The organism is Lujinxingia sediminis, from assembly GCF_004005565.1.
In the GTDB taxonomy this organism is placed as follows: domain Bacteria; phylum Myxococcota_A; class Bradymonadia; order Bradymonadales; family Bradymonadaceae; genus Lujinxingia; species Lujinxingia sediminis.
The window spans coordinates 54,707-79,888 of record NZ_SADD01000019.1; the positions used below are offsets into that span (position 1 = coordinate 54,707).

General features: G+C 65.3%; 16 protein-coding genes. 9 read left to right on the plus strand and 7 right to left on the minus strand.

Annotated features, from left to right (window positions below; translation table 11 throughout):
- Positions 1–34: 34 nt before the first annotated feature.
- From EA187_RS19330 to EA187_RS19345, 4 genes are all read right to left on the minus strand, one after another.
- Complete coding sequence (locus EA187_RS19330) at positions 35–3,055, minus strand: winged helix-turn-helix domain-containing protein (RefSeq protein WP_127781354.1); 3,021 nt, start codon at positions 3,053–3,055, stop codon at positions 35–37.
- Between the two features lie 116 nt (positions 3,056–3,171).
- Positions 3,172–4,623, minus strand: coding sequence for a hypothetical protein (locus EA187_RS19335; protein WP_127781355.1), 1,452 nt, complete (start codon positions 4,621–4,623; stop codon positions 3,172–3,174).
- 95 nt (positions 4,624–4,718) lie between these two features.
- Positions 4,719–5,843, minus strand: a complete 1,125-nt coding sequence (locus tag EA187_RS19340; protein WP_127781356.1) for a hypothetical protein — start codon at positions 5,841–5,843, stop codon at positions 4,719–4,721.
- Positions 5,844–6,638: 795 nt separating this feature from the next.
- Entirely contained in the window at positions 6,639–7,316 is a 678-nt protein-coding gene (locus tag EA187_RS19345) for a hypothetical protein (protein WP_127781357.1), read from the minus strand.
- 369 nt (positions 7,317–7,685) lie between these two features.
- Between EA187_RS19345 and EA187_RS19350 the strand changes: the two genes are divergently transcribed.
- The 5 genes from EA187_RS19350 (at position 7,686) to EA187_RS19370 (ending at position 15,157) form a co-directional block, all read left to right on the plus strand.
- Entirely contained in the window at positions 7,686–9,002 is a 1,317-nt protein-coding gene (locus tag EA187_RS19350; RefSeq protein WP_127781358.1) for a DUF7282 domain-containing protein, read from the plus strand.
- A 225-nt stretch (positions 9,003–9,227) separates the two neighbouring features.
- A complete protein-coding gene (locus EA187_RS19355) occupies positions 9,228–10,268 on the plus strand; it encodes a hypothetical protein (RefSeq protein WP_115608250.1) in 1,041 nt (346 codons plus the stop codon).
- A gap of 108 nt (positions 10,269–10,376) precedes the next feature.
- Entirely contained in the window at positions 10,377–12,686 is a 2,310-nt protein-coding gene (locus tag EA187_RS19360) for a TonB-dependent receptor family protein (RefSeq protein WP_127781359.1), read from the plus strand.
- On the plus strand, positions 12,674–13,816 hold the full coding sequence (locus EA187_RS19365) for an imelysin family protein (protein ID WP_127781360.1): 1,143 nt from the start codon (positions 12,674–12,676) through the stop codon (positions 13,814–13,816). The genes EA187_RS19360 and EA187_RS19365 overlap by 13 nt, the downstream gene beginning before the upstream one ends.
- Positions 13,817–15,157: an HTTM domain-containing protein gene (locus EA187_RS19370; RefSeq protein ID WP_127781361.1), complete on the plus strand. Its 1,341-nt coding sequence runs from the start codon at positions 13,817–13,819 to the stop codon at positions 15,155–15,157.
- A 587-nt stretch (positions 15,158–15,744) separates the two neighbouring features.
- Here the strand turns inward: EA187_RS19370 and EA187_RS19375 are convergent.
- Complete coding sequence (locus EA187_RS19375; protein WP_127781362.1) at positions 15,745–16,599, minus strand: DUF6261 family protein; 855 nt, start codon at positions 16,597–16,599, stop codon at positions 15,745–15,747.
- Between the two features lie 221 nt (positions 16,600–16,820).
- Between EA187_RS19375 and EA187_RS19380 the strand changes: the two genes are divergently transcribed.
- Positions 16,821–17,753: a DUF808 domain-containing protein gene (locus EA187_RS19380; RefSeq protein WP_127781363.1), complete on the plus strand. Its 933-nt coding sequence runs from the start codon at positions 16,821–16,823 to the stop codon at positions 17,751–17,753.
- An 18-nt stretch (positions 17,754–17,771) separates the two neighbouring features.
- Here the strand turns inward: EA187_RS19380 and EA187_RS19385 are convergent, their stop codons facing one another.
- Positions 17,772–19,025: a helix-turn-helix transcriptional regulator gene (locus EA187_RS19385; RefSeq protein ID WP_127781364.1), complete on the minus strand. Its 1,254-nt coding sequence runs from the start codon at positions 19,023–19,025 to the stop codon at positions 17,772–17,774.
- 414 nt (positions 19,026–19,439) lie between these two features.
- Here EA187_RS19385 and EA187_RS19390 point away from each other — a divergent pair, with 414 nt between their 5' ends.
- Positions 19,440–20,579 carry a hypothetical protein gene (locus tag EA187_RS19390; protein WP_127781365.1) on the plus strand — a complete coding sequence of 380 codons (1,140 nt, stop codon included), beginning with the start codon at positions 19,440–19,442 and terminating at the stop codon, positions 20,577–20,579.
- 162 nt (positions 20,580–20,741) lie between these two features.
- Positions 20,742–21,914, plus strand: a complete 1,173-nt coding sequence (locus tag EA187_RS19400) for a hypothetical protein (RefSeq protein WP_164856413.1) — start codon at positions 20,742–20,744, stop codon at positions 21,912–21,914.
- Positions 21,915–22,004: 90 nt separating this feature from the next.
- Here EA187_RS19400 and EA187_RS19405 read toward each other — a convergent pair whose 3' ends face one another.
- On the minus strand, positions 22,005–23,960 hold the full coding sequence (locus EA187_RS19405; protein WP_127781367.1) for an Ig-like domain-containing protein: 1,956 nt from the start codon (positions 23,958–23,960) through the stop codon (positions 22,005–22,007).
- A gap of 358 nt (positions 23,961–24,318) precedes the next feature.
- Here EA187_RS19405 and EA187_RS19410 point away from each other — a divergent pair, with 358 nt between their 5' ends.
- Positions 24,319–25,170, plus strand: a complete 852-nt coding sequence (locus EA187_RS19410; protein ID WP_127781368.1) for a hypothetical protein — start codon at positions 24,319–24,321, stop codon at positions 25,168–25,170.
- Positions 25,171–25,182: the final 12 nt, after the last annotated feature.

The window sequence follows — 25,182 nt, forward strand, 5'->3', positions numbered from 1 at the left end:
CTCGTCCACGGGCAGACCTTCCGCACCACGCGGCTCATCCCACCAGCATCGCGGGCACCCTCAACACATAACCCTCCCCACGCTCCACGCCGATCAGCGACTCGGCACACTGCCCATCGTCGAGCTCCTGGCGCAGCGCGCGCACCGTCACGTACACGCTGTTGGTGCTCGAAGGCGGGCTGAAAGAGCGTTGCCACACCCCCTCAAAAAGCGCCTCCATAGGCACCCGCTCCGGTTGGCGCTCTGCCAGAAAGCAGAGCATCGCAAACCCCATCGTATCCGCCCCCAGCTCGTGGTAGCGCTCCCCCGCGTAGACCACGCCGCGCCCCCGATCGATAAGCAGTTCTCCGTTGACACGCCAACGCTCCACGATCGTCAGCCAGCGCATAAGCGTTCGGGAGAGCACCCTCTCTGGATCCAGATCCAGCGCTCCGCTCCTCTGCAAGGCCTCCCAGTAGCGGAGCTGCTCGACCACCTGCGCCGAAGAAAGACTCCGCCAGAAGGCCAGCATCTCGGCGCGCTGCGTGGGCAGGGCCTCCGAACCCAGCGCCAGATAGAGCAGCCCACGCACCATGCCAAAGAGGCTTCCGGCAAGCGTCAACTCCTGGCTTTGGACCAGCTCGCGGCGGCAGGCCAGCGTGTCGCCCTGAGCCAGAGCCCGCCACGCCCGGGCCACCGCCCCAAGCTCCGGATACGCTTCGATCTCCCGGGGCAGCGGCCCGCTCGGATGCGTGAGGACCTCCTCCCAACACTCCCGCCAGCGCATCAGCCACCGGCCCCCTCGCTCATCGCGCGGCAAGAGCGTCGGTGCCCCTGCGGTGTCCGGGGCCCCCGCCTCGATATGTGCCCACATGCTCAGATCGCCGCCCAGGCCAGCCAGCGCCCTCAGCGCCTCGGGTGCCTCCTCCGGCGCGCTCTCCCGAGCCGCCGGCGAACCCAAAATCGCCACCAGCTCTCGCGCCGGTCCGACCTCGCCACCCTCCATAAGCAGCGGCGCATACGAGCGCAGCACGCGCCAGAGCGCGTGCATGCTGCCCGACACCTGATGCTGGTGCACGGCCTCCGCAAACCTCTCCCGCGCCACAGCCCTCTCCCCGGAACGCAGCGCGTGCACCGCCTCGGCAAAGCTCAACTCCGCCTGATAATACGCCCAGTAGCTGGCCGCCGGCGTCCGGGCCAGCTCCGCGCGATCAGGCGGATCTTCCTCGCCAAGCATCAGCGAGATGAGGCACTCGGCCACCTCCACCATCTTCAGATTTCGCACATCACCAAAGCGCACATAAAGCGCACCGGAACGGCGCAGCACCTCGCGCGCATGGTCATAGCGCTCCAACTCAAAATACATCGTCCCCAACACATGAAGGGCCTCCGCCTGGGCCAGCTCCAGCCCCGGCACCGCCAGACGCTCCACCGCATCGGAAACCTGATAGAGGGCCGCCTCCGGCTCGCCAGTAAAACACAGGCACATCCCCTGCCAGCTGCGCAATAACTCCAACGTCCAGATGTCAGCTCCAGCGGTGTAGATGCCCTCTTCAAGTACCGAAAGCGCGCTGCGGAAGGCCCCCCGCTCCATCAGCACCCGCGCCAGCGTCAGGCATGCAAACGCATAAAGGGGATCCTCACGGTCGAGGCTGGCAATGAAGTCCCGCAACGCCTCGATCGCCTCGTCGGCACAGCCTTCGTTGGCCGCCATGGTCTGAGCCCAGAGGAAGGCTCGTTTGCCTGTCTCGTGTTTGCGCAATCGGAGCAGGCTGCGCAGCAGCTTATCTCCCTCGGCCACGCGCCCCACCCTTCTCAGGAGCTGTCCCAGGCGCAGGCGCACCTCGGGGATCGCGCGCAGCACCCAGTCTGGCGCGCGCTGAAGGCAGGCCTGCGCCTCCAACGCGTAGCGCCGCGCGCTCAGCTGGCGAGAGGCCTTATGAATCCGGCTACAGAGCTCCTCAAAGCTCCGGGTCTGCTCCTCATTCAGCTCTTCCTCCACCAGCGCCGGGTCTGCGCAGACCAGCGCAAAAGCCCGAAGCAGCACCAACACATCCTCGGCAAAGGCGTAGCCCCCGGGGGCAAGGCGCTCGCGCGCCTCAAAATCATCAAGCACCACCTGTAAGAGCCGCCAGTGCTGCGCATGGGTCAACGCTGGCGCCTCCAACCTCGCCAGGAGCGAGGTAGCCAGGCGCACCTGGTCGAGTTCCTCCACCAAAAGCCCCTGCTCCAGCGCCCGGCGTACCTCGTCCCGATCGATATGACGCCAGAATGCCCGGGCATAAAGCGCTCGTTTCAGCGCCGCCATCCCGGCCAGCAGAGCCAGCTCTCCGGGCTCCATCGCCTGCACCAACTCCCGGCCCAGGGCCTCGCCAAGCGCCTCGGAGAGTCGCTCAATCTCGGCCTCTTCCGGCGGCTCCTGCCCCGGGGGACGCGCCACCAACGCCGCCGCCACCGAGAGCGCGTGGCCCGGGTGTCCGACGCTACAAGCCCCGGCCGGGTAACGCCCCACAAGCTCCTGGCGACCTCGCCGGATCACATAGGCATCGACCAGCGCGCGCTCTTGCTCCACATGCCACGCCTCACAGGCGATCACCTCCAGGCGCACCACCTCCCCGACCGGCAAAAACACCCGGGGAGCCCCCCGGGCTACCACCCCGGCACAGGCCCGCCGCTCCAACAACCTCAGCGGCCCGAACGCGCGAACCTCGGGCGGCATCCACTCCCATCCCTCCAGAATGACCCGCCTTCCGGCGACCTGTGCGCACCAGGCCTCCCACACCACCCGGGCGTCTTCGCCGCCCACCCCAATCCCCGTAGGAGGAGGCTCCCCCACCGCTTCAAAAAGCGCCCCCGCCCAGCGGCGCCGCGTCAGCTCCTCCCACCGCTCCCCGGGCGCGAGCGCTGGCAACGCCACCACCTGCACCCGGGCCCCGGTCGCGTGCAACGCGTCCCGCAACATCTGGCTCTTACCGCTACCGGCCACCCCATGGAGCCAAAAAGGATGGTCCTCGCGCAGACTCCATTCCAGCCGCGCTCTGCTCTCCACAGCCTTCACCCGACCTCCAAACGCCACACACCTCATCGATAGATTAGCTTTACGCCAATCATCGTGAGGTGCGCGAGTCTCATGCGTTCAACAGCTCTCTGCGGGCCCCGGCAGCAGAGCACTCCGCTGCTGCCGGGGGGCTCTTAGAACCTCGCCTCAACCGCTGCAGCCTCCACCCGCACAAAGAAGGCTTTGACGATGCCTCCACGTTGTTTGCACTCCGACTCAAAGAGCGAGAACTCCTGATACGTGGCCCCCGGTCCGATATGATCGCCCTTCGGCATGCAGATGTAGATGGTCTTGCCATTCATATCTTTGCCGCCGACCACGTGAGCCATCTCCTCATGGCCCTCCGCACTGTCGACACGGCCCCCACGTCCCACGGTCATCGCCGCGGGCTCCACAAGCTCCGCACTCGTAAAGGTGCTCAACACCCGGCCAAACGAGCGATGGCAGCCAAAGCTAAAGGCCTCATAGGCATAAATGCTCGCGTCATGCCCCAGCGTGGCCCCGGTGGAACTGCAGATGTACTGCATACGCGAATCCGCCTCGGGCACGCTCACCCGCGCGCTCTTCTGCATCCGCACCACCACCTCGCCACCCTCGCGCAGGCAACGCGACTCAAAGCCGACAAAGGCCTCATAGCCCCGGGAGTGCGCCAGCGTGGTCGCATTGCCCGTGCAGCTGTAGACCGCCTCACGGTGCATATCGGTGCCGGGCATAAACTCCAGCTTCGACATCAACCCGGAGTCCGCCGCCTGGCAGGCCGCGGCAAAGGCGCGCTGCTCCTCGGCACCCCGCCCCATCGAGATCACCTGCGGACGGGTGGAACAGGTCAACACCGCGCCCTCTCGTCTGCGCGGCGAGTGCCCGCTCAGCAGCTCGCCACAGACCGGGTTACCGGAGGCGCTTCCACCGGCCAGCTCATGCATAAAGTCATGGCCCACGCCCACGCCAACCGTCCCGCCCGTGCCCCCATCGGAGATCCCCAGGCAGGTCTCGCGCCAGGTGGCGTACTCCCCCTCGCCGCCGGGCAAACGGAAGGCATCGAGATCGGCGCCGGTGTTGCACGCCGCCCAGGTAGCGCCGTCGTAGCGGAAGTTGGTGATCGGCGGTCGCGTCTTAGGCGTGCCGCCTCCCTGGCCCGGCTTGTCGGTGCCCGAGAGCACCGATTTGCTCAGCGCCCCGTTGACGCATTCGCGCAGCTGCGCGGCGCTGGCGGCCACCGGCTCGGCCTCGCCATCGCTCCCCTCGCTCAAGCCCCCCATGCACTGATGCACCCAGCCCATCACATCGGCATCAAACGTGACATGCAATGGGGCCAGATCGGCGCCGGTATGGCACTCCAGAAAATAGTTATCATTGGCGTCATAATACTCGCTGATCGGCTCGCCGATCCCGGCGAACTCCTCCCCGCGAGAGGTCTGCGGACCGGCACCGATCGCGCTGCTCTCCAGCGATGCCGAAGCCTCGCCATAGTCCACAAACTCGCTCTCGGCCTGACCGCAGGCTCCCCCGACGACCGCCAGCCCCAACAGGCTCAGCGTCGCACAGGCTCGGCTCCATCGCTTCGATCGTCCATCATATGTCATCATCTTCATCTCCTTAGTCTCATGCACTCAACGTGTTCGCGTGATTGATTCCTCGCGGCCCGAGCCCCACCGGAGGGCAGCAGGCCCGAGGCCAGGCCTCATTGCCCGTCGCCAGCGATCGTCACCTCCAGCTCCAGCTCTTCGACGCACCAGCTCCCTCCCCCCTCCACCAGCGTGGTGTGGTAGGTGACCGGATCGATGGTCACCTCCGCCAGCTTCGCCTGACGCAGCGTGGCCTCGAAACGCTCTCCCTCCGCGTACGCTCCATCCACCGCGCCGGCGCTCACGATCTCCAGCTCACCGCTGCCGGCGATAAAGGTGCGCCTGCAATTGGCCCCCTCGCACCCGGCATAGATCAGCAAACAGCGCTCACAGCTGGCGTAGTTGTAGTCGTCCAGCGCGTAGGTCCCCACCGGCAGAGCACCCTCGGTGGCGCCGTAGAGCTGCAGCGAAAGCACGTTCTGCGGCGTCGACTCGCCAGAGAAGAGCTCCACAATCAACGAGCCGGAATCGACGATGGTGCCCGCCCTCAGCGTGACATCCTCCTCAAACCCGGACTCGTCGCAGCTGATCGCGTCGGGGAAGTCCGCCATCGGCATCGAGCTCGCCATCAACTCCAGGCTCTCCAGACACCAGCTCAGCCCCTCTTCCACCGGCACAAAGGTGCCCTCGCTCAGCGCCACCTCCACCAACTCCAGATCCTGAAGCTCGGCCTCAAACGCCCCGCCCTCCTGCGAATCCCAGGCGGAAATCTCCAGGGTGCCCCCCACCGCCATAAAGAAGGCCTCGCAGCCCGCTGGCGAACACCCCTCGGCCAGCAAAAGGGAGTTGGCCTGATCGCGGAGCGCCGCGTCCTCAAAGGTATAGGTGCCAGCCTGCTGCGCGCCGCCCTCGGCCGAGAGCTTCAACGAGAGCATCTGCGTGAGCTCCTCGGCCACCAACGACCAGCCCGACGCCCCCTCCACAATCTGCAGGTCCTGACTCAGCTCAAAGCCCTCCAGATCGCAGCCCGGCACCTCCACATCGCCGGTATCGCCGCCGTCCGGGGCTTCGGCGTCAGGCTCTCCGGCATCGCTCTCCCCGCTATCTGGCTCCTGGCTGGCATCCACCTCGGTCTGGAGATCGCCCCCCGGGGCGGGCTCGCCATCACAGGCCAGAAGCCCGAGCGCGGCGACCAGGAAGAACGATCCGAACAGGGAATGTCGTGCTACGTCGTGCGTCATCAAAAGTCCTCTCATCAGTCCCTCGTCTCAAGACATGCGCTTCATCAAGAGCACCAGACTGAAAGGAAGCGGAAACGCACTCAACTTAAAGAACCTAAAACCCCAAAACCCCTTTCATTTCAACACCATGCAAGACACCCCACAGATCCAACCACAGGCACGACGCTATGAGCAGAAGGTGACGCTGATGGATGCGAGATTAAGCGTGACGAAGCCGGGCAAGGCGCAAAACGCTGGCGGGTGCTTCGGCGCCTCATGTTCATGGTAAAACCGACGCACCGAAGCACTCGACGAGCACCACCAGAGTTGAACCCCCTCGCCGAAGCGCTCGACGAGCACCACCCGAGTTGAACCCCCTCGCCGAAGCGCTCGTCGACCCCTCCGCCCACTCAACCCCATGTGACGAAGCGCTCATCGACCCCTCCACCCACTCAACCCCATGTGCCGAAGCGCTCGACGACCCCTCCGCCCACTCAACCCCATGTGCCGAAGCGCTCGTCGACCCCTCCGCCCACTCAACCCCATGTGACGAAGCGCTCGACGACCCCTGCGCCGCTTACACCCACCCTGGCGAAGGCTTCGGCGTGGCTTCTTTCACTGGCGAGACACACGTCGAGCGCTTCGACATGGTTTCTTTTAGGGTGGCAAAGGTCGCCGAGCGCTTCGGCAACGCACGTTCACGCGGCGAGTAGCTGGCCGAGCGCTTCGACACAAGAGGTGCTCGGCCAGCGAGGTATGTCGAGCGCTTCGGCAACACACGTGTAGGCTCGCTCCGCCCCCATGCCCCTTGAGGCATCACCACACGGCGTTATTCGACACGCTGACCACGACCTCCTCGCCAGCCTCACCTTCCTGCGTGGTTTCCACGGGAAACTGACGCGCGCGGGAGTCGATCTTCGCGGCCACATCAATGCTGGTGTTGATGAATGTTAAGAGGTCTCCAAATGACACGAAGAGGTGCCCACGGCTGCGTCGCAACTCGCCATGGCGAAGCGTGAGGTTATCGCCGGCGGCCTGAACCCGCTCCATAACAAGGCGTACCTCCGGATCGTCGGCGAGCCAGCGGGTGATACCGACGTCGTTCCGACGAAAGGCGGCCGCAAAACTCTTTGTCGTCGCTTTCCAGGCCCCAATCTCATGGGCGTAGGGCTCGCGCGGGTCCATCCAGACCTCGCCAAGCGCGGGCTCCAGCGCCTTCACAACACATGTGGTCACGTAATGGATGTCGGCATAGCGCCCCTGGTCCATCCTGAAAGTTTCCGTACTCACCTGCACGTCATAGCCGCGATACCCCCCCTCCAACTGCTGAGCAGCAACGCCTCGATCCCAGAAGTGAAGGCCGCAATGATCGGCGACCTCCCGCCAGGCCGACGCGCTCTTCTCCCAATGACGCCACTTCAAAAACGTCGCGAGGCATACAAGCAGGAGCAACGCGAGAATTGCGATGAATTCGACCGATTCCAACCCTTCCAATGTTCACCTCCAAACCCCGTAGAACGCCCTGAGGCCATGTTGACGCCTTTGGATGCGAGATATCCGCCACGCTACAGGTAGCACTCCCCTCTTACCTTCAACCCGCGCCTGACGAGCCCATCCTGATGTCTTCCGATCGGGATGACTCTACGACAGAGCTCAAGCTGCTGACCACCGCTCTGCGCCCCCCATCGCCGAGCTCTCCGCCTCGGCGCGCGCCACGCCGGATGTCATACCCGGTGGCACCGACCACGGCTCACGGCGTATACTTGAACATACGCGGTCTCCGGCCGATCGCATCGTCTCGAAGCGCCTGCTGCAGGCACTCTCGGACGACTCGTGTTCATCGTAGCGTTGCAGGAGTTTCTTATGTCTCGACGTGTTTTGTTTCTCGCTCTCATCCTCACCATCGCCGCCTGCGGCTCTCCCGAAGACGACACACCGGACCCCACCGATCGTGATGCAGGAGCCGACGTCGACGCCGATGCCGATACCGACGTTCCCGATACCGACGCTCCCGATGCCGACGTCGACCCCGACGCCGACGCCGAGCCCGACGATCATGTACGTGTCGAGCGCCAGGTGCTCACCGAGGCCCGCGATGAGGTGCGCATCGCCGAGGTGCTCGCCACACAACCCGGCTGGGTGGCGATCTACGCGCTCGACAACCCCGACGATCTCAGCAGCGCCGGGGAGCTTCTGGGCAGCGTGGCGGTCGATGCAGGTGAGTCGAGCGATGTGAGCGTGAGCCTGACGCGCGAGCTCGAAGACGGGGAGTGGCTGCTGGCGAGACTTCATCGCGAGGCCCCCGAAGATGGCGTCTTTGGCTACGATGCCAGCGCCGACACCCCCGACGATCCTCCCGCGCTCGACGCCGATGGCCAGCCCGTCGCCGCGGCGGTGGAGGTGCGCATCCCCTCGGCCGGCCTCCAGGCCGACGACCATACCCTCGAATTTTCCACCCGCGTCCGCATCACCATGGTCAGCAGCGCTCGCCACGCACTCATCGCCATCGCCGACGCCGACGAGGAAACGCTCGCGACCGCTCCCCTGGCACCCGGGCTTTTTGAAGCGCTGCCTCTGACCTTAAGCCGCCCCATCGCCACCCCGGGTGAGACCCTGTACGTCTACCTCTTTGAGGATGTCGACGAAAACGGCGTACTCGATGCGAGCATCGATACGCTCCAGACCGACGCCGGCGGTGCGCCCCTTGTGCTGAACTTCGAGGTCACCCACGCCGACCCGGCCGACCCGGCCCCGGCGGTGCGTTTTGAGATGGCCTCCCTCGGCACCACCGCCTACCTCTTTGAAAGCGCCGAGCCCGCCGAGTTCACCGACGCCATCAGCGACGTGCAAGCCTGGAACCCCACCGTGACGCTCAAGCGGGGCTGGCGCTACGAGATCAACAACCAGGGCATCAACGTCCACCCCTTCGATCTCCTGGATCTGGGCGATACCCGCGCCGGCGACGTGGTGCTGGCCTCCCAGGGGCGCAACATCGACCCCGCTCCCGAAGCCGACCCACAGGTGGCCTGGGTCGATGAAGGCCCCATCATGCGCTTTACCGTCGCCGGCACGCTCGCCGGCGAGGCCCCGGGCAACCCCAACACCCCCACGCTGAACGGGTATCGCTGCGCGGTGACCGGTCATGCCGAGATGCGCGGGGCGTTTATCATCGAAGACTGACCCCCGGTCTCATGCGCCGATCGCCGCGAAAATACGCGGCGATCGGCGCAAACACACGCGACACCCTGCCTCACCATCCCTCCCTCGCATCCTGCGACCACCGGCGCGCTTTTCTTCCGCTTTTTGCTTGCCAACCCTCTCGCCATCCTCTACCTATCCCTCTCGTACGCGTGTTTATGAAAATCAATTTCATTTTCAACCTCGCCCCAACGACAGGCAATTCGTATGATCAAGCGACGCAAGCAGCACTGGATCCTCGCCGCACTGGCTTCCCTTCTGATGGTTTCGACCGGCTGCGGTGAGGCCACCGAAGACGACGGTCCCAACACCGAAGTGGTCGACTACTCGGAGTTTCGTCCTTTTGACGAACAGAACATGACCAACCAGATCGCCCGCCTGGAGTCCCACGCCGAGATCGTGACCCTGCGCAAGACGGCGACCCCTGAGAACGCCGCCGAGATCTACGCGCAGATCGAAGCGTTCTACGAGGCTCACAGCCTCAACCAGAAGGTCGCCGGCCGCACCGACGATCACCTCGACACCCATGGCTGGGGCCACGAGAACGTCGGCGCCTTCTGGGATGGCCAGATCACCAACGCCATCGCCATGGGCACCGCCGGCGCCACCGAAGCCGACGTCGCCTGGGCCGGTCAGGTCATCGACAAAGGTCTTCAGGTCTTCTTTTATTACTCGGTCTACCACGAGCTCTACCTCAAGAAGCGCAAGAACTTCGATGAGGCTTTTGGCTACTTCGGCCTGAACTTCGACGGCACCCCGCGCGACGCGGCGCCCCTGGCCAACAACGCCGTGGCCCGGGAAGCCGAGTACGGCCTGACCCTGGTCACGCCCATCTTCAACGCCTTTATCGACGCGCGCTACGCGCTGGCCAACGGCACCGCGAGCAACGACGACGTGCTCGGCGACGACGCGGACTACGACGCGGCGATGGCCACCATCGATCGCCTGATGCTCTCGGCCCTGGGCCACTACGCCCTGCACGAAGTTGACGTGCTCACCGCCGAGAACGCCGACATCAAGATCATCGAAGCCCGCGTGATCTGGGACGCGCTTGCCCCCTACGCCGAGAGCGTCGACGCCGAGGCGGCCCAGGCCGTGCTCGACGGGCTCTACCCCGACGGCATGGTCGAGCGTGACGATGCCAACTACTTCTACACCGGCCTGACCGAAATCCGTGACGGCAGCACCACGATCGACACCACCGCGCTTCGCAACGCGATGCTGGACATTCTGGAAACCCTCGAATAATCCCGGCGTCCTGGCGGGCCGCCTCGACGAGGCGGCCCGCCACCCCACGTCTGCTTCACCGAGGACTGTCCCTCTTCTGCTGATTCCGACCTTCCCCGGCATCTCATCATGAGTCGTATCCCGCGCGTGCTCTCCCCCTCCCTGCTTCTTCTGGCCTTTGCGCTGCCCACCTCCGCGCTCGCTCAGCCCGGTGACGACACCGCATCGGCGACCGATGCTCCCGGCGAGTCCACACAAGCCGCTGAAAACACCGAAGAATCCAGCGCCACACCCGGGGAACCGTCCGATAACGTGACCCGCCAGCGCGCCCGTGCCGCAGCGATCCATGTCATTGGTGAAGCCCCCGACGAGCTGGAGGCGGTGCCCGGGAGCGCCGAGGTCATCACCCGCGAAGAGCTCGAGCGCCAGCGCCCGCTCAACGCCAACGAGGCCCTGCAGATGGTCCCCGGCGTGGCGGTGCAGGATGAAGAGGGCATGGGCCTGCGCCAGAACATCGGCATCCGGGGCTTGAACCCCAACCGCAGCCGCAAAGTCCTGATGCTTCAAGACGGCGTGCCCATCGCGCTGGCCCCCTACGGGGAGCCCGAGATGTACTATGTGCCGCCGATCGACACCGTGGAGCGCATCGAAGTTGTGAAGGGCTCCGGCTCGGTCCTCTTCGGGCCGCAGACCATCGGCGGGGTGATCAACTACATCACCCCGGCTCCTCCCGAGGAGTTTGCGATGACGGCCGACCTCTCCGGCGGCACCTACGGCTACGGCTCCGGGCGCTTCTCGGTGGGCAACACCCACGAGGGCTTTGGCTACCTGGTCAGCGGCATGCACCAGCGCTTTACCGGCCCGCGCAACCTCAACCTGGTGCGCAGCGATTTTAACCTGAAACTCTCCGGCAACCCGGCCGACAATCAGGCGCTGACCTTCAGCCTGGGCATCTACGACGAGACCTCCGCCTCGACCTATCTGGGGCTGACAACGCCGCAGTACGAGACGAACCCCGACTTCAACTTCGCCGAGAACGACCAGTTCACGCTGCGCCGCTACGCCGCCTCGCTCACCCACGCGGCGTTTCTGGGCGATAGCGCCATCCTGGAGACGCGCTTCTACGCGCATAACATCGCGCGCAACTGGCGCCGCCAGGACTTCGACCGCAGCGACCGCGGCTTCGACTACGAGCGCATCATCGACGGCCAGGGCCGCGACATCACCGGCAGCGCCAACGCTCCCGAAGACGGCTCGACGATCTTCTTTCGGGACTCCTCCGGTAACCGCAACCGCGAGTTCAACATCGCCGGCGTCGAGCCTCGTCTCACGCTGGCCTGGAGCGCCGGCGCGCTGACCAGCGAGCTGCAGACCGGCGTGCGTTTTCACTACGAGCAGACCGACGAAGAGCGCATCAATGGCGAGCACGCCGCCTCTTCCTCGGGCGTGATCGCCACCGATCAGGAGCGCCTGGGCTACGCCCTTGCCGCCTACGCCCTCAACCGCTTTATGCTCCTGGACGAGCGTCTGATCATCTCGCCGGGCGCGCGTCTGGAGAGCCTCTGGACCAACCAGATCATCTACCGCCACCAGGTCGAGCACGAAGATGGCAGCAGCGCGCCCGGCGATCTCAACCCCGCGCCGGAGAACGCCAACCACATCATGGCGCTGCTCCCCGGCGTCGGCCTCTCCTTTGAAGTGGCTCGCCCCCTGATCCTCTTTGCCGGCGCGCACCGCGGCTGGGCCCCGCCCCGCACCAAAGATGCGGTGACCACCGATGGCGACACCATCACGCTGGAGGCCGAGACCTCCTGGAACTACGAGCTGGGCGCACGGCTGCGTGCCAACACCTGGCTGACGGCCGAGCTGGCCGCCTTTTTGCTCGACTTCCAGAACCAGGTCGTCGCCCCCAATGAAGCCGGCGGCGCGGTGGCCGAGGGCGTGATCAACGGCGGTGAGTCCACCCATATGGGCGCCGAAGCCAGCGTAAGCCTGGACGCCGGCAAAGCGCTGGGCTTAAGCGTTGGCATCCCGGTGATGGCCAACTACACCTACGTGCACAGCGAGTTTGGCGAAGGCTGGAGCGGCGCCCTTCAGGGGCAGTCCCTGCCTTACGCCCCCGAGCATCAGGTGGCCGCCCGCGTGGGCCTGGTGCACCCCTCGGGCCTCACCGTGCAGGCCGACGCCAACTACGTCGGCGCGCAATTCACCGACAAGGTCGAGTCCGTGGAGCCCTCCACCGACGGGCTTCGCGGCGAGATCGACCCGCGCTTTCTCCTGGGCGCTCAGGTCTCGTACACCTTTGAGCCTTTGAACCTGACGGTTTACGCCGTCGCCAAGAATCTTCTGGATCAGACCTACATCGCTTCGCGCTCGCCACGGGGCATTCAGCCCGGCATGCCTCGACACATCTTTGGAGGACTTCGATGGACGCACTAAATCGCACGACGCTTCGCACCATCACCGCTTTTTCCGCCGCAGCCCTGGCGGGCATGGCCCTCGTTGTGGGCTGTGGCGAGGATGAGGCCGAGTTCGATCGCGGCGCGGTCATTGAGGACATGGGCACCGGCGTGATCATGCCCACCGTCAACGCGCTCCACACCGCCTCGCAGGAGCTCCATGGTGCGGCGCAGACCCTCTGTGCCGACCCATCGGCGGTCAACCTCGACGCCGCCCGCGACGCCTGGCTCGCCGTCAAAGCCCCGCTGAAGCGCTCGGAGTCCTTCTCCTTCGGCCCCGCGCGCGTGCCCCGGGTGCAGATGTCGATGAACGTCGATAAATGGCCCGGCCGCGGCGAAAACATCGAGGCCGCGCTCGACACCGAAGCGACCATCGATGAGGCCTACCTCACGAGCCTCGACTACCGCGATCGCGTCTACGGCTTCCCGGCCGCGGGCTACCTGCTCTTCGGCGCTCCCGAAGCTGCCGCAGACACCCTGGCCGCCTACACCGACGCCGAGCACCTGCCCGAGAAGCGCTGCGAATACCTCCTGGCGGTCACCGATCACGCCGCGGGCATCGTGGCCGAATACCACACCCGCTGGTCCCCCGAGGGCGGTGGTTACCTCACGCAATTTGTGGAAGCGGGCTCCTCCGACGCCTTCCCCTCCGAGCAGGACGCGTTCACAGCCGTCACCGGCACGATGCTCTTTGCCCTGGTGCAGATCTCCGAGATGAAGCTCGGTGTCCCGCTGATGGGCAATGAAGGCGCGCCGATGCCCGAAGAGGTCGAAGCCCCCTACTCCAACACCTCGGTGGACCACGCGCTCTGGGCCTTTGAGGGCGTCGAGCGCCTCTACCTTGGCAGCGACGAGACGATCGGCCTGAGCGACTACGTGCAGTTCCGCCAGGCCGCCGGCAACGTCGACCAGACCGTACGCGAGCGCATCACCGCGGCCCGCAGCGCGCTTGAAGCCCTCAACGAGCCCCTGGCCGAGACGGTTGTCAACGACGCCGACGCGGTGCAGGCCGCCATTGATGCGGTCGATCAGCTCAACCAGGCCATCAGCGGTGAGGTCTCCACGCTCCTGGGCATCAACCCCACGACCGTGGAAGGCGATAACGACTAAATGCGCGCCCTCTTCGCTCCGGTCCCGGCCTCCGCCCTGGCCTTTTTTCGCGCCGCCTTCGGCATCGCCATCTTCGTCGGCGCGGCGCGCTACCTGGGTTATGGCTGGGTCTCCGACCTTTACGTCACCCCCGAGTACCATTTTACCTACTGGGGGTTTGATGGGGTGAAACCCTGGCCCGGCATCGGCATGCACGTCCATTACGCCCTGATGGGGCTTCTGGGCCTGTGTGTCGCCGCCGGGCTTTTTTACAGGGCGAGCATCGCGCTGGTCTTTGGGATGTTCACGTATGTGGAGCTGATCGATAAGACCGCGTATTTAAACCACTATTACTTCGTCAGCCTCGTCGCCCTGCTGATGATCTTCATGCCCCTGCATCGGGCCTATTCGCTTGATGTGCGGCGCAGGCCCGAGCTTAAACGCGAGGCGATGCCCGCCTGGTGCCTGTGGATCGTGCGTTTTCAGCTGGGCTGCGTGTACTTCTTCGCCGGGGTCGCCAAGCTCGAAAAAGACTGGCTTATGCATGGCGAGCCGATGACGATCTGGCTGGCCGCCCGCACCGACTTTCCGCTGGTAGGCCACCTCTTCGATCTGCCCTGGCTGGGCCAGGCGATGAGCATCGCCGGATGCCTTTTTGACCTCACGATCCTTTTCTTTCTGCTCTGGCGCCCCACCCGGCTCTGGGCCTACCTGACCGTGGTGGTCTTCCATGTGGCCACGGGGCTCTTGTTTAACATCGGGCTCTTTCCGCTGATCATGATCGCGCTCACGCCTCTCTTCTTTGATCCGGACTGGCCGCGCAGGCTCTGGGCCAGGTTCAAAAAAGAGCCCTACCAGGCCCCCGAGCTCCCCGAGCATCTGCCCGCTCGCTCCCCGCTGCTGCGGCAGGTGGGCATGGCGGCGCTGACCCTCTACGTGACCGTGCAACTCCTCGTGCCCATGCGCCACCTCCTCTACCCGGGCAACGTACTCTGGAACCAGGAGGGCTGGCGCTTCTCCTGGCGCGTGATGCTCATCGAGAAGAGCGGCTTTTTGAAATTTGAGGTGCGCGACGCCAACAGCGAGCGCCGCTGGGTGGTCTACCCGCGCAGCTTTTTAAACGACCGCCAGCTCCAACTCGCCACCGGCAGCCCCGACATGATCCTGCAGCTCGCCCACCACATCGCCGAGGATTTTCGCAGCCGCGGGGTCGCCGAGCCGCAGGTCTTTGCCGACGCCCACCTCTCGCTCAACGGGCGGCCCTCCAGCCGATTTATCGACCCGGAGGTGGACCTGGCGAAAGAGCCCCGGGGGCTTGTGCACTTTGACTGGGTCTTGCCGGAGCAGAGCGCGGCGCGCTGACGGGGTGGTAGGCGCGGGCGCCCACAAGGGGCGCCCCTGTCAGAGAGGTGGATTCGGTCCTACCTCACCTACGTTGTAGGGGCGGGTCTTGTGCCCGCCCGCTACGCGATGTCCCGAATCCCGGGGCGTGATCGCCCCCCATACCCCCCCTCCCCCCCACCCACATGCCCCCCCGCGCCCTCCCGAGCCACCGAGGGGGGGATCGGCATGGGGGGCCCGGCGCGCGCCTGACGCAAAATTTGCGCTTTTATGGCGTCTTGAGGCCCCTGAGGCCACCCCACCCCCCACTCACATCCCCCCCTGCGCGGCGGCGTTGGCTTTTTGGGGGGCATGTGTATGGGGGGGGCACAGGGGTCGGGGCTCTGCGGCCGGCATAAAACGCCAGCTTCAGAGCCCCCGGGGGTCTCAAGGGGGCATCGGGATCCCCCATGTTCAAAAAGGCGCGGGGCAAAAGGGGGCATCTGGATGGGGTACCTGGAGGGGTCGGGGCCCTACGGCTGGCAGAAAATCTGAAAACGCCCCAACGCAAAAACGCCCCGGGCCGCATCGAGCGGTCCGGGGCGTCGTGTGGGTGGGTCTGGCGCGGATTAGAGCGTATCAAGCGCGGGGCTGGGGTCGGCGACCGGCTCGGCCTCCTCCTCCCCGTCCAGCCCGCTCACCTCATCATCCAGCACCTCGCCGGTCTCCGGGTCGATCGGAGGGGCGATGCGCCGGCGCTTATAATACGCGCGCACGCGCTGCTCCTGCTCGTCGACCGGCGCCAGAAGCAGGGCGCGGGTGGCCGGCTCCTGCAGGTAGTCGTTCCACACCCGCAGGATCACGGCGAAATACGCCTCAAGCCCGACGCGGTGGGCCTCCTGCACCTGGTCGTAGGTGAGGGCGTCGCTCTGCAGGCCCGAGAGGCGCTCGGTGTATTCGGCGTTCACCGTGGTCAATTGCGTGACATGGATCTGCAGACCCAGCGCGTCGATCTGGCTGGTGTAGTCGCTGCGAAGCCGCCCCAGAAGCTCATCGATGGCGGCGTTCTGGTCTTCGTAGCGCAGCGAGGTGGTCACCCCGACGCCCTCGGGGAAGAGCGCGGCCTGCAGCTTGCGGGCCATCTGGCGGTTGGGGTGGTCGAGCTCAAGCTCGGCCCAGTTCGCGATGGCGCGCGCCAGCTGGCTGAGCGCGCGGTCGGCGCGGGCGTCGACCTCGGCGATGCCCTCGCGCCGCAGCGGCGCGGTCTTGCGCTGGTTTCGCCAGTCGAAGGCCAGCGCCCGGCTCTCGGTGTTCACGGCGATGGCCTCCTCGACCATGCCTTTGAGCTCCGCGTTGTCGATCTCGGCCGGCTGCCCCGCCTGCGGGCTCAGGCGCGCGTGCTGCTTTTGCAGCGCAAAGAGCATCGCGCCGGCGGTGGGTTGGCGATAGTTCAGAAGGTCCGTCAACTGCACATTCGCGCTCATGGTTCTCTCCATGCAAAGGGGCCGCCCCCACTGGGCTAGCCGACTGATTTTTACTGCGTGTGCAGATACGTTAGGGCGCTCCGGGGTTCGGCGCAACCGGAGGGTGCAGGCTCAAATAAATCCTCGTCAAACACTCCCGGTCCCTGATTTTTCTATGGTATACGCAGGGCATTCGCTGACGTTTTTCTCAGGACCCAGACGCCTTTAAGGATATTTGAGTTATGGCCGGAACAAGCCTGCTTACGCTGATCGACGATATCGCCACGCTCCTCGACGACGTCTCGGTGATGACGAAGGTCGCCGCCAAAAAGACCGCCGGACTTATCGGCGACGACCTGGCGGTGAACGCCGAGCAGGTCACCGGCTTTGGTGCCAACCGTGAGCTCCCGGTGATCTTTGCGGTGGCCAGAGGGGCGATGATCAACAAGGTCATCCTCATCCCGGCCGCCCTGCTGATCAGCGCCTTCTTACCCTGGCTGCTCGTTCCCCTGCTGCTCGTCGGCGGCGCCTTTCTGGCCTACGAGGGCGCGCATAAGGTCCACCACAAGTTCTTTCATAAGGACGAAGAAAAACGCGAGCACGACGAGCTTCGACAGGCCGCCCGCGACGAAAACGTCGATCTGGTGGCCTTTGAAAAAGAGAAGATCAAGGGGGCCATTCGCACCGATTTCATCCTCTCGGCCGAGATCATCGTCATCGCCCTGGCCGCCGTCGCCGAACAGACCACCGACTTTGTCACTCAGCTCGGCGCGCTCATCGCCATCAGCGTCATCGTGGTCGTCGGCGTCTACGGGCTGGTCGCGGGCATCGTCAAGATCGACGACCTGGGCCTCAAGCTCATCAAGAAGAACGATGGCGAGAGCGCCCTGGGCAGCTTCCTGCTCAACGCCTCGCCAAAGATCATGAAGGGGCTGGGGATCTTTGGCACGGTCGCGATGTTTCTGGTCGGCGGGGGCATCTTCTCCCATAACATCGCCCCCATCGAGCACCTCTTCCACAACCTGGCGAACGCGGCCGGCCCCCTCTCCGGGGCGCTGCGCTACGGGCTCGACGGCCTCCTGGGCGTGATCATCGGCGCGATCATCGTCGCGTTGCTCAGCCTGGTAAGCCGCATCAAACCCGCAAAAGATGAGGCCGCCGACGGAGCAGCCTGAGCGGCTCTTCGTCCCCCCTCAGCCAGGCTCAGCACCGCCGAGGAGCTGCACGAGCTCCTCGCGCGAGCTCAACCCTAACTTGCTGTAGATCGCACGCAGCTGGTTGGCCACGGTTCGCGGCGAGGTCTTTCGGCGCGTCGCGATGGCCTCATTGCTGAGGCCTTCGTAGACCTGGCGGGCCACATCGCGCTCGGCCTCGCTGAGTTGCACGGGCAGGTTGCAGGGCTGCTCCGCGAGCGCAAGAAGCGCGGCATCATCCACCGACACCGGGCTCTGGGCCTCAAAAACCGAGCTGACCAGACGAATCAACCCGGCGCGGCCCTCGACGTTGAGTTTGAGCATGGCCGAGCGCAGCTGGGAGCGCACCGTCGAGGGCGAAAGCCCCAGCTCATAGGCCACCAGCTTGGTGTGATGGCCGCGCCCCACCAGATAGGCGACCTGTCGCTCTCGCTCGCTCAGACGCACAGTGCTGCGCACATCGACGGCGTTCTCCCGCAGAACCGTGTACGTGCGGCCGTCGCTGTCGACCATATCCAGCAACGACCAGCGTCCGGCCACCAGCCCCTGCCACAACTTCATCGCATCCATCGGGCGATGCTCGGCCAGCGTGTCAGCATGACGGCGCGCGGCGATCATGGCCCGAATCGTCTCTCGCCGCGCAGAAGGCTTCAGCGCGTTGTCGCGAACATCAAGACGATCGGTACGAGGATCGTAGACGACAGCGGCGCTCTCGAGATCCGCCCGATCCAGCCGACGGCGTAACCTCGCTCCGGCGGCGATATGCGCGGCGACATGCTCCCAGAGGGCGCGACGCGCCGGCTCCACGCCGGCCACCTCATCGCGCATCACGCTGAACATCCACCCCCGGCAGCGCGACTCATCGACCCGCAGCATCTCAAAGTCAATCACGTCACGCTCATGGGCCAGCTGCTGCATGTCCGAGTCGTCTCGCAGATCATCTAAGGCCGGATGCTCCTGCGCGATCTCCGAGAGACTTCGGTAGCAATAGGGTTTCTCGTAGGCCAGGCGCGCCCGTGTCGGGTCGAGGTTTTGAAGTAAGGCTCGAAACATCGCCTCGTCACCCTCGCGACCTCCGCGGGTGATGAACTCCTCGGGCATCACCCGCCCCTCTTCCACCCGCCAGCGAAACCCCACCAGCCCTCGCCCCCGATCGAGCCCGGGGCCCATCATCCCCAGAAGCTCGTGCAACCATCCATGATCATCGCCATCAAGGCGGTAGGCGGCGTGGGCAATCTGCACAACATGGCTCAAAACTCTCCTCGCACGTCATATCCGGTCACAGGGCATTGGGCATCGCATTCTGCCCCAGCTCACGCCATGCGTCGTGTCTGAATTCATCGTGACCTCCCCTCCCGACACATCGACGTAAGCCCGCCGCGGCATCGCAAACCCACCCCTTCACGCGCTGCGCAGCCGGGGATCAACGGTGCCGCTCTCAACGCAGGGGCCAGCGTCTGGGCCGCGCCGTGACTGCCTGAGCCCGCATTCTCCTTCTGGCTGCTCCCCGCGCTCATTCACCCCCCAAAAACCGGCGTCGTGCTCTTCCCCTCGGAGGTCTTCCCCGCCCGCGATGTGGACGAATTAACTATTGTCGCCTCTCACTTGTAACAATATGTCTCCCCACCTCGTTTTTTTCGTAATGACAATCCACGTCTCGTGAGCGACATGACCATGCACACGCTTCCCCGCCATACCCTCGCTCTCCTCCTGATGATGATGCTCGCCGCACCCCTGGCCTGCTCCTCCGACGATGGCGACACCACCACTCCCGACACCGGGGCGGTCGACACCGACGCCGACGACACCCCCGACGCCGACGACACTCCCGACGCCGACACCACCCCCGACGCCGACACCACCCCCGACGCCGACTCCACTCCCGACGCCGACGACACCCCGAGCTGCCCGCAGAACGGTTTTGACGCCCTCACCCTGGAGGACGCCACCGTCACCTTCGGCCCCTCGCTCCTGGCGTCCTTTCTGGGGGAAGCCGATAGCGAGGGCAAATCCCGTGGCCTGACCATCCGTTGGAACTTTGGCTACGAGGCCAGCAGCGACGTGGCCGACTACAACCCCTACGTGCTGACCCCCTTTATCAGCGGCCGCGCCAACGCCATCGTCGTGGTCGGCTACACCGGCTGCACCCCCGGCGTACTCCCCTCGATCAACAGCTGCGAGGTCTCGTATTTCAATCAGTCGGGCAACCTCACCCTCAGCGCCCTGGGCACGCTCACTGGCGAGCGCCTCACCGGCGAGCTCTCCGACCTGGTGATGGATGTGCCGGACTCCGAGGGTGAGACGAGCTGGTGCATCGACGCCTTCGACTTCGATCTTGGCGTCATCTCCAACGTGCCCGCCCCTGGCGAGTGCCGTGCCGACGCGGACTGCAACGGCAGCGCCTGCTTTGATCCGGAGGAGGCCCGGCGTCTTGCGATGTGCCCGCCGCAGAGCTGTAACTCCGAGCTGACCTTCTGCCTGAACGATGAGTCCTGCGGCGCCGGCGGCGTCTGCCAGCGCGCGCCGATGCACGAATGCGCCTGCAGCGCGGACTTGCCCATCTGCCAGCCCCGCTGCGTTGAAGACATGGACTGCGAAGCCGGCGAAGCCTGCGGCGACGATGGCCACTGCGGCCCGATCCCCTGCCAGGGCCTCGGCGCCAACCCCGACTGCCCCGCCCATTTCGCCTGCACCATCGACAACATCTGCGAGCGCACCACCTGCATGATCGATGTCGATTGTGAGGGCGGACGCTGCGTCGAAGGCCGCTGCTACGAGGGCTTTGGCGCCTGCGCCTCCCAGTTCTGATCCTCGCTTCTCAACACCGAAAAGCCCGGCTGCCGCCCACGCAGCCGGGTCTTTTGATCGACGCCTACCCTTCGCCCCCCTGCGCTTGAAGCAGGTGGATGAAGGTCTGCGTGTCGTCATCACGCCGCACCCGCTCAAACCCACATCACACAGGTTCCAACCATGCACATGTTCACTCGCCAGACCCTCGGCCTCCTCCTGCTGCTGATGCTCGCCAGCCCCCTGGCCTGCTCCTCCGACGATGGTGACACCGACACCTCGCCAGACACCGGAGTGGTTGACACGGACACGGGCTCCACCCCCGACGCCGACACCACCCCCGACGCCGACACCACTCCCGACGCCGACACCACCCCCGACGCCGACACCACCCCCGACGCCGACACCACTCCCGACGCCGACACCACTCCCGAGGTCGGGGATGACGACCCCGTGCCCGGCTGCGACTTAAGCGGCTTTGGCCCTCGCACCCTTGAGTTTGCGCGCTACGACCACAACGGCATCAACGCCATCTTCCGCGGCGAGCCCGACGAGAACGGCGAAACCCGCGGCCTGGTCATCTACTGGCCCCAGGGCAGCAGCACCGATCTGGCCGACTACGACCCCTTCGTGATGAGCACCCCCGAGCAGGACGTGCCGACCAACGCCTTTGTGAACGGATGGACCGGCTGCGCCCCCGACGCCAACCCCACCCCCTACACCTGCGAGAACTACTTCTACACCGCCGCTGGCGAGATGACGCTCAGCGCGATCGGCACCCGCGCCGGGGCTTCGGTCACCGGCCGAATCAGCGACCTGGTGCTGCACCTGCTCGACTCCGATGGCGAGACCCAATGGTGTCTCAACGGCTTTGACTTCGACCTGACCCTGCCCGCCACCACCTACGATCTGGGCATGTGCAACAGTCAGGAAGACTGCTTCGCGCTTGAGAGCAGCACCTGCCTGACGCCCGTCCAGCATGAGCGCTACACCTACTGCGCGCCCCGCACCTGCGTGCCCGCCGGTCAGATGAGGGGCTGCGGCGACGACACCGAATGCGGCACCAACGAGGTCTGCCGCCGCGCCGAAACGACCCGCTGCGCCTGCGACGGCATTGGCCGCTACTGCCTGCCCCGCTGCACCGACGACAGCAGCTGCGCCGAGGCCGAGTTCTGCGCCGCAGACGGCCACTGCAAAGCGATCGCCTGCGAGAATGGCGACTGCCCCGACAACTTCTCCTGCTCGGCGGAGAACACCTGCCTGCGCACCTCCTGCACCACCGACGCCGAATGCGCCCAGGGTGGCGCCTGCGTCGAGGGCAAATGCCACGCCGAGATGGGGTACTGCATCGATTGAGCGTGGTGCCACATCGCAACAAAAAAGGGCCCCGCGGGGCCCTTTTTTGTGTTTTATGCGCGGCGCTCCTGGCAAGGCCGGCGCTCGAACTCAATAGTCTTCGAACTCCACCGCCGCCGGCACAGCGCCGGCGCCCGGCGCCTGACCCCAGCAGAAGATCTCCAGATCTTCGGTCCACCCGCAGGTCACCCCGTCGCCGGCGTCGATCTGCACAAAACGCTGCGCGAAGCTCGCGGCCTGAGGGCTGGACTGGTCGTCGCTGAGCGCGCGTCCGAGACGGCCGTCTTCAAACGCCCCCCAGCAGAGCGCCTGGCCGGCGAAGAGGCCGCAGGCGTGATCGCGCCCCACAGTCAGTGCGGAGAGCCCGCTTCCCACGGGAAGCGCAAGCGTGCGCGGCACGTTGACGTCGGCGGTGGCGTTGTTGCCGATCTGACCGCGCTCGCCAGCCCCCCAGCATACCGGCAGCCCCGAGGGGCTTAAGCCGCAGCTGAAGTCCTCGCCGGCCTCCAGATACGCGAAGGTGTAGCCGCCGCTGATGAACGCGGGCACCTCGCTCGGAGTGGCGGTGGTGGTGCCGTCGCCGAGCTGGCCGCGGTCGTTGGCTCCCCAGCAGTAGGCAAAATCATCGCTGGTCACCCCGCAGCTGTGGCGGCTTCCCGCGGCAACGAGCACAAAATCATGGCCGCCGCCAACCTTGCGGGGGATATTCGCCGACGCGCCAGAATGTCCGGCCTGACGCTCATCGTTGCGGCCCCAGCAGTAGATATCGCCGGTATCTTCCACCGCGCAGGTATGCTCCGCGCCGGCCGATACCGCGAGGTAGGTGCGTCCATCCACCCGCTGCGGCGAGAGCTCCGTCGTCAGGCCGGGCCTCCCGACCTGCCCGTAGTCGTTGCGGCCCCAGCAGTAGAGCTCGCCGGCCGCGTTGACCAGACAGCCATGCCCGCCGCCCAGGCTCACGTCGCGCAACCCCGGGCCGTAGCCCAAGCGCACCGGTGCCAGGCGCTCATTCAGATCCCCCACCCCGAGCTGGCCCTGGCTGTTTTGGCCAAAGCAATAAAGCTGCTCCCCCGAGATCACGCATCCGGCCTCCTCTCCAGCGAACACCTCCTGCACCGAGAAGATCACCTCGATCTCCACCTCATCGACGATGTCGCCCACCGACGCGGAGATCATCGCCCTGCCCGGCGCCACGCCCGTGACCACGCCACCGTCAACGGTGGCCACCGAGGTGTCCGACGACGCCCAGCTCAGCTGAACCCAGGGCATCGGATCCCCCTCCTCGTCGAGCGCCATCGCATCCAGCTCAAAACTGCCCAGCGGGTAGATCGCCGGGGCGTTGCGCGGGCTTATCGCCACCGCGTCCACCGGGGCCTCCACAATCTCCAGCGTGGCGCGCCCCTCCACGCCCTCGATGGTCGCGACCACCTCGACTGTCCCCACGCTCAGCGCGCGGGCGATGCCGCGGGTGTCGATCGAGGCCACCCCCATGTCGGTGGTCGTCCAGGTGGGCTGACCGGCATCGTCGATCACCACGTCGCCGGCGTCGCGCGCCACCGCCACATACTCCACCGCCTCGCCAAGGCGCAGCGTGTAGTTGGCTGGCACCACATCCACGCTCGCCACCGGCGCCGAGACCACCCGCGCCGGCCACTCCTTCTGCACCTCGCCAGCCCGCGCGGTCAGCGTCACCACCCCCGGCGCGCGCCCCACCGCAATACCCGCCGACGAGATCTCCATCACCGCCGGATCGCTGCTCTCGAAGCTCACCCGCACATCCAGCTCCTCGCCGGCCGCATTCACCGCCTGCGCCTCGGGCCGAAGGATGGTGTCGAGCTGCACCACAAAAGTCTCGGTGGGAAAGAGAATATCGGCCACCACCCGGTCGGGCCGCGCGTCGACGTCACCCTCCCCCCCGGCATCCCCCTCCACATCGGGGCTACCCGTATCGAGGGTTGTTGGGGGCGGCGAGTCGGACTGGCCGCAGCCGGCGGCCAGGAGGAGGGTGAGCAGGAGGGTGGGGAGGGGGCGTTGGGGGAGGGTCATCCGGAGCTCGGCGTTACAAAAGGGTCAGCGGGGGGCTTTCGATCATTCACATGGCATGCCTGGTTATGCCATAAGTGCCAAATGCAGGCATAAATAAATTTCTGACGAAGAACCCATGCGCGCATGCGCCGGAGCACGTCGCGTTGCTTTTATAAACATTGAACACATTAAATACTCACCGCTAATACACCGTCGCATTCACCCACACGAATGACACGTTGCTACCAGGGTCGCGTTGATTTTAACGCCTACTCGACGGTCCATCTCCGATCATCCAGAGTTTTTTCCATGTTTTGGTGCGTGGCCTCACACGCCCTCTATCATGTCATTTTTAATAAACCTCAACCCGAGCTAACTCATGACTCGCCACACCTACGCCCTCCTCTCCCCCCTTCTGCTTTTCGCCATCGGCTGCACCGACCCCAACGCGATCGCCGCCGAGTGTTCCCCTGGACAACTCCAAGACTGCTCGGAGAACCCGCCTGATTACAAACCCTTAAGCGCCGACGACATCCCGCGTTTATGTGAAGAGGGATGCACCCACGTCGCGTTTTTTAATCTCGGAGGCCTGAGCGATGTCACCGAACTGGATAGTTTCCATCATCTGACACGGCTCGGAGAGCTCTTCTATCTGTCCCAGTATGACCTGAAAATCCTGGATGGGTTTTCCTCGGTGGAGCGCCTGGGTGGGGTTGCTCTCGAAAGCGGCAACGCGCTGGAAGCGTTTCGAGGGTTCGACAGGCTGGAGCGTATCGATGCTCGTGTGGAGATAAAATCCCATCCCGAGCTTCGGGCGATCACGGCGTTCCAGAATGTTCGAGAGATTGGAGAGCTTGTCGAACCGCTGGACGAGCGCCTTCCCACCGAGCAGAGTTTCCGACTTGAAATCAGCAGCGCCCACAAGCTCACCGACCTGAGCGGCTTCTCCAGTCTGGAGGTCGTCAACTTCTTCGCGCTCCGCCATCTGGGGGCGCTGACGTCGATGGATGATTTCGGAGCGCTGCGGGAGACCAAGACCTTCGTATTGCACGATCTGGCGTCGCTGGAGTCGATCGAAGGGCTGGCGTCGATGAAGCATATCCATCAGGGCGCGCGTTTTCTGGATCTGCCCAACGTGAAACGCTGCGAGATCGAGGCGTTTCTGGAGGGATTGGAGACGCCGCCCGTCGATCTGTTGATCGACAATGTGAATGAGGATCCCTGCGACTGAGCGCCTTTTGGC

Coding starts and splice junctions, on each gene's coding strand:
- EA187_RS19355 (WP_115608250.1), top strand. CDS start 9,228: ATGATCAAGCGACGCAAGCAGCACTGGATCCTCGCCGCACTGGCTTCC.
- EA187_RS19390 (WP_127781365.1), top strand. CDS start 19,440: ATGACCATGCACACGCTTCCCCGCCATACCCTCGCTCTCCTCCTGATG.
- EA187_RS19375 (WP_127781362.1), bottom strand. CDS start 16,599: ATGAGCGCGAATGTGCAGTTGACGGACCTTCTGAACTATCGCCAACCC.
- EA187_RS19335 (WP_127781355.1), bottom strand. CDS start 4,623: ATGATGACATATGATGGACGATCGAAGCGATGGAGCCGAGCCTGTGCG.
- EA187_RS19410 (WP_127781368.1), top strand. CDS start 24,319: ATGACTCGCCACACCTACGCCCTCCTCTCCCCCCTTCTGCTTTTCGCC.
- EA187_RS19350 (WP_127781358.1), top strand. CDS start 7,686: ATGTCTCGACGTGTTTTGTTTCTCGCTCTCATCCTCACCATCGCCGCC.
- EA187_RS19380 (WP_127781363.1), top strand. CDS start 16,821: ATGGCCGGAACAAGCCTGCTTACGCTGATCGACGATATCGCCACGCTC.
- EA187_RS19405 (WP_127781367.1), bottom strand. CDS start 23,960: ATGACCCTCCCCCAACGCCCCCTCCCCACCCTCCTGCTCACCCTCCTC.
- EA187_RS19340 (WP_127781356.1), bottom strand. CDS start 5,843: ATGACGCACGACGTAGCACGACATTCCCTGTTCGGATCGTTCTTCCTG.
- EA187_RS19360 (WP_127781359.1), top strand. CDS start 10,377: ATGAGTCGTATCCCGCGCGTGCTCTCCCCCTCCCTGCTTCTTCTGGCC.
- EA187_RS19370 (WP_127781361.1), top strand. CDS start 13,817: ATGCGCGCCCTCTTCGCTCCGGTCCCGGCCTCCGCCCTGGCCTTTTTT.
- EA187_RS19400 (WP_164856413.1), top strand. CDS start 20,742: ATGCACATGTTCACTCGCCAGACCCTCGGCCTCCTCCTGCTGCTGATG.
- EA187_RS19365 (WP_127781360.1), top strand. CDS start 12,674: ATGGACGCACTAAATCGCACGACGCTTCGCACCATCACCGCTTTTTCC.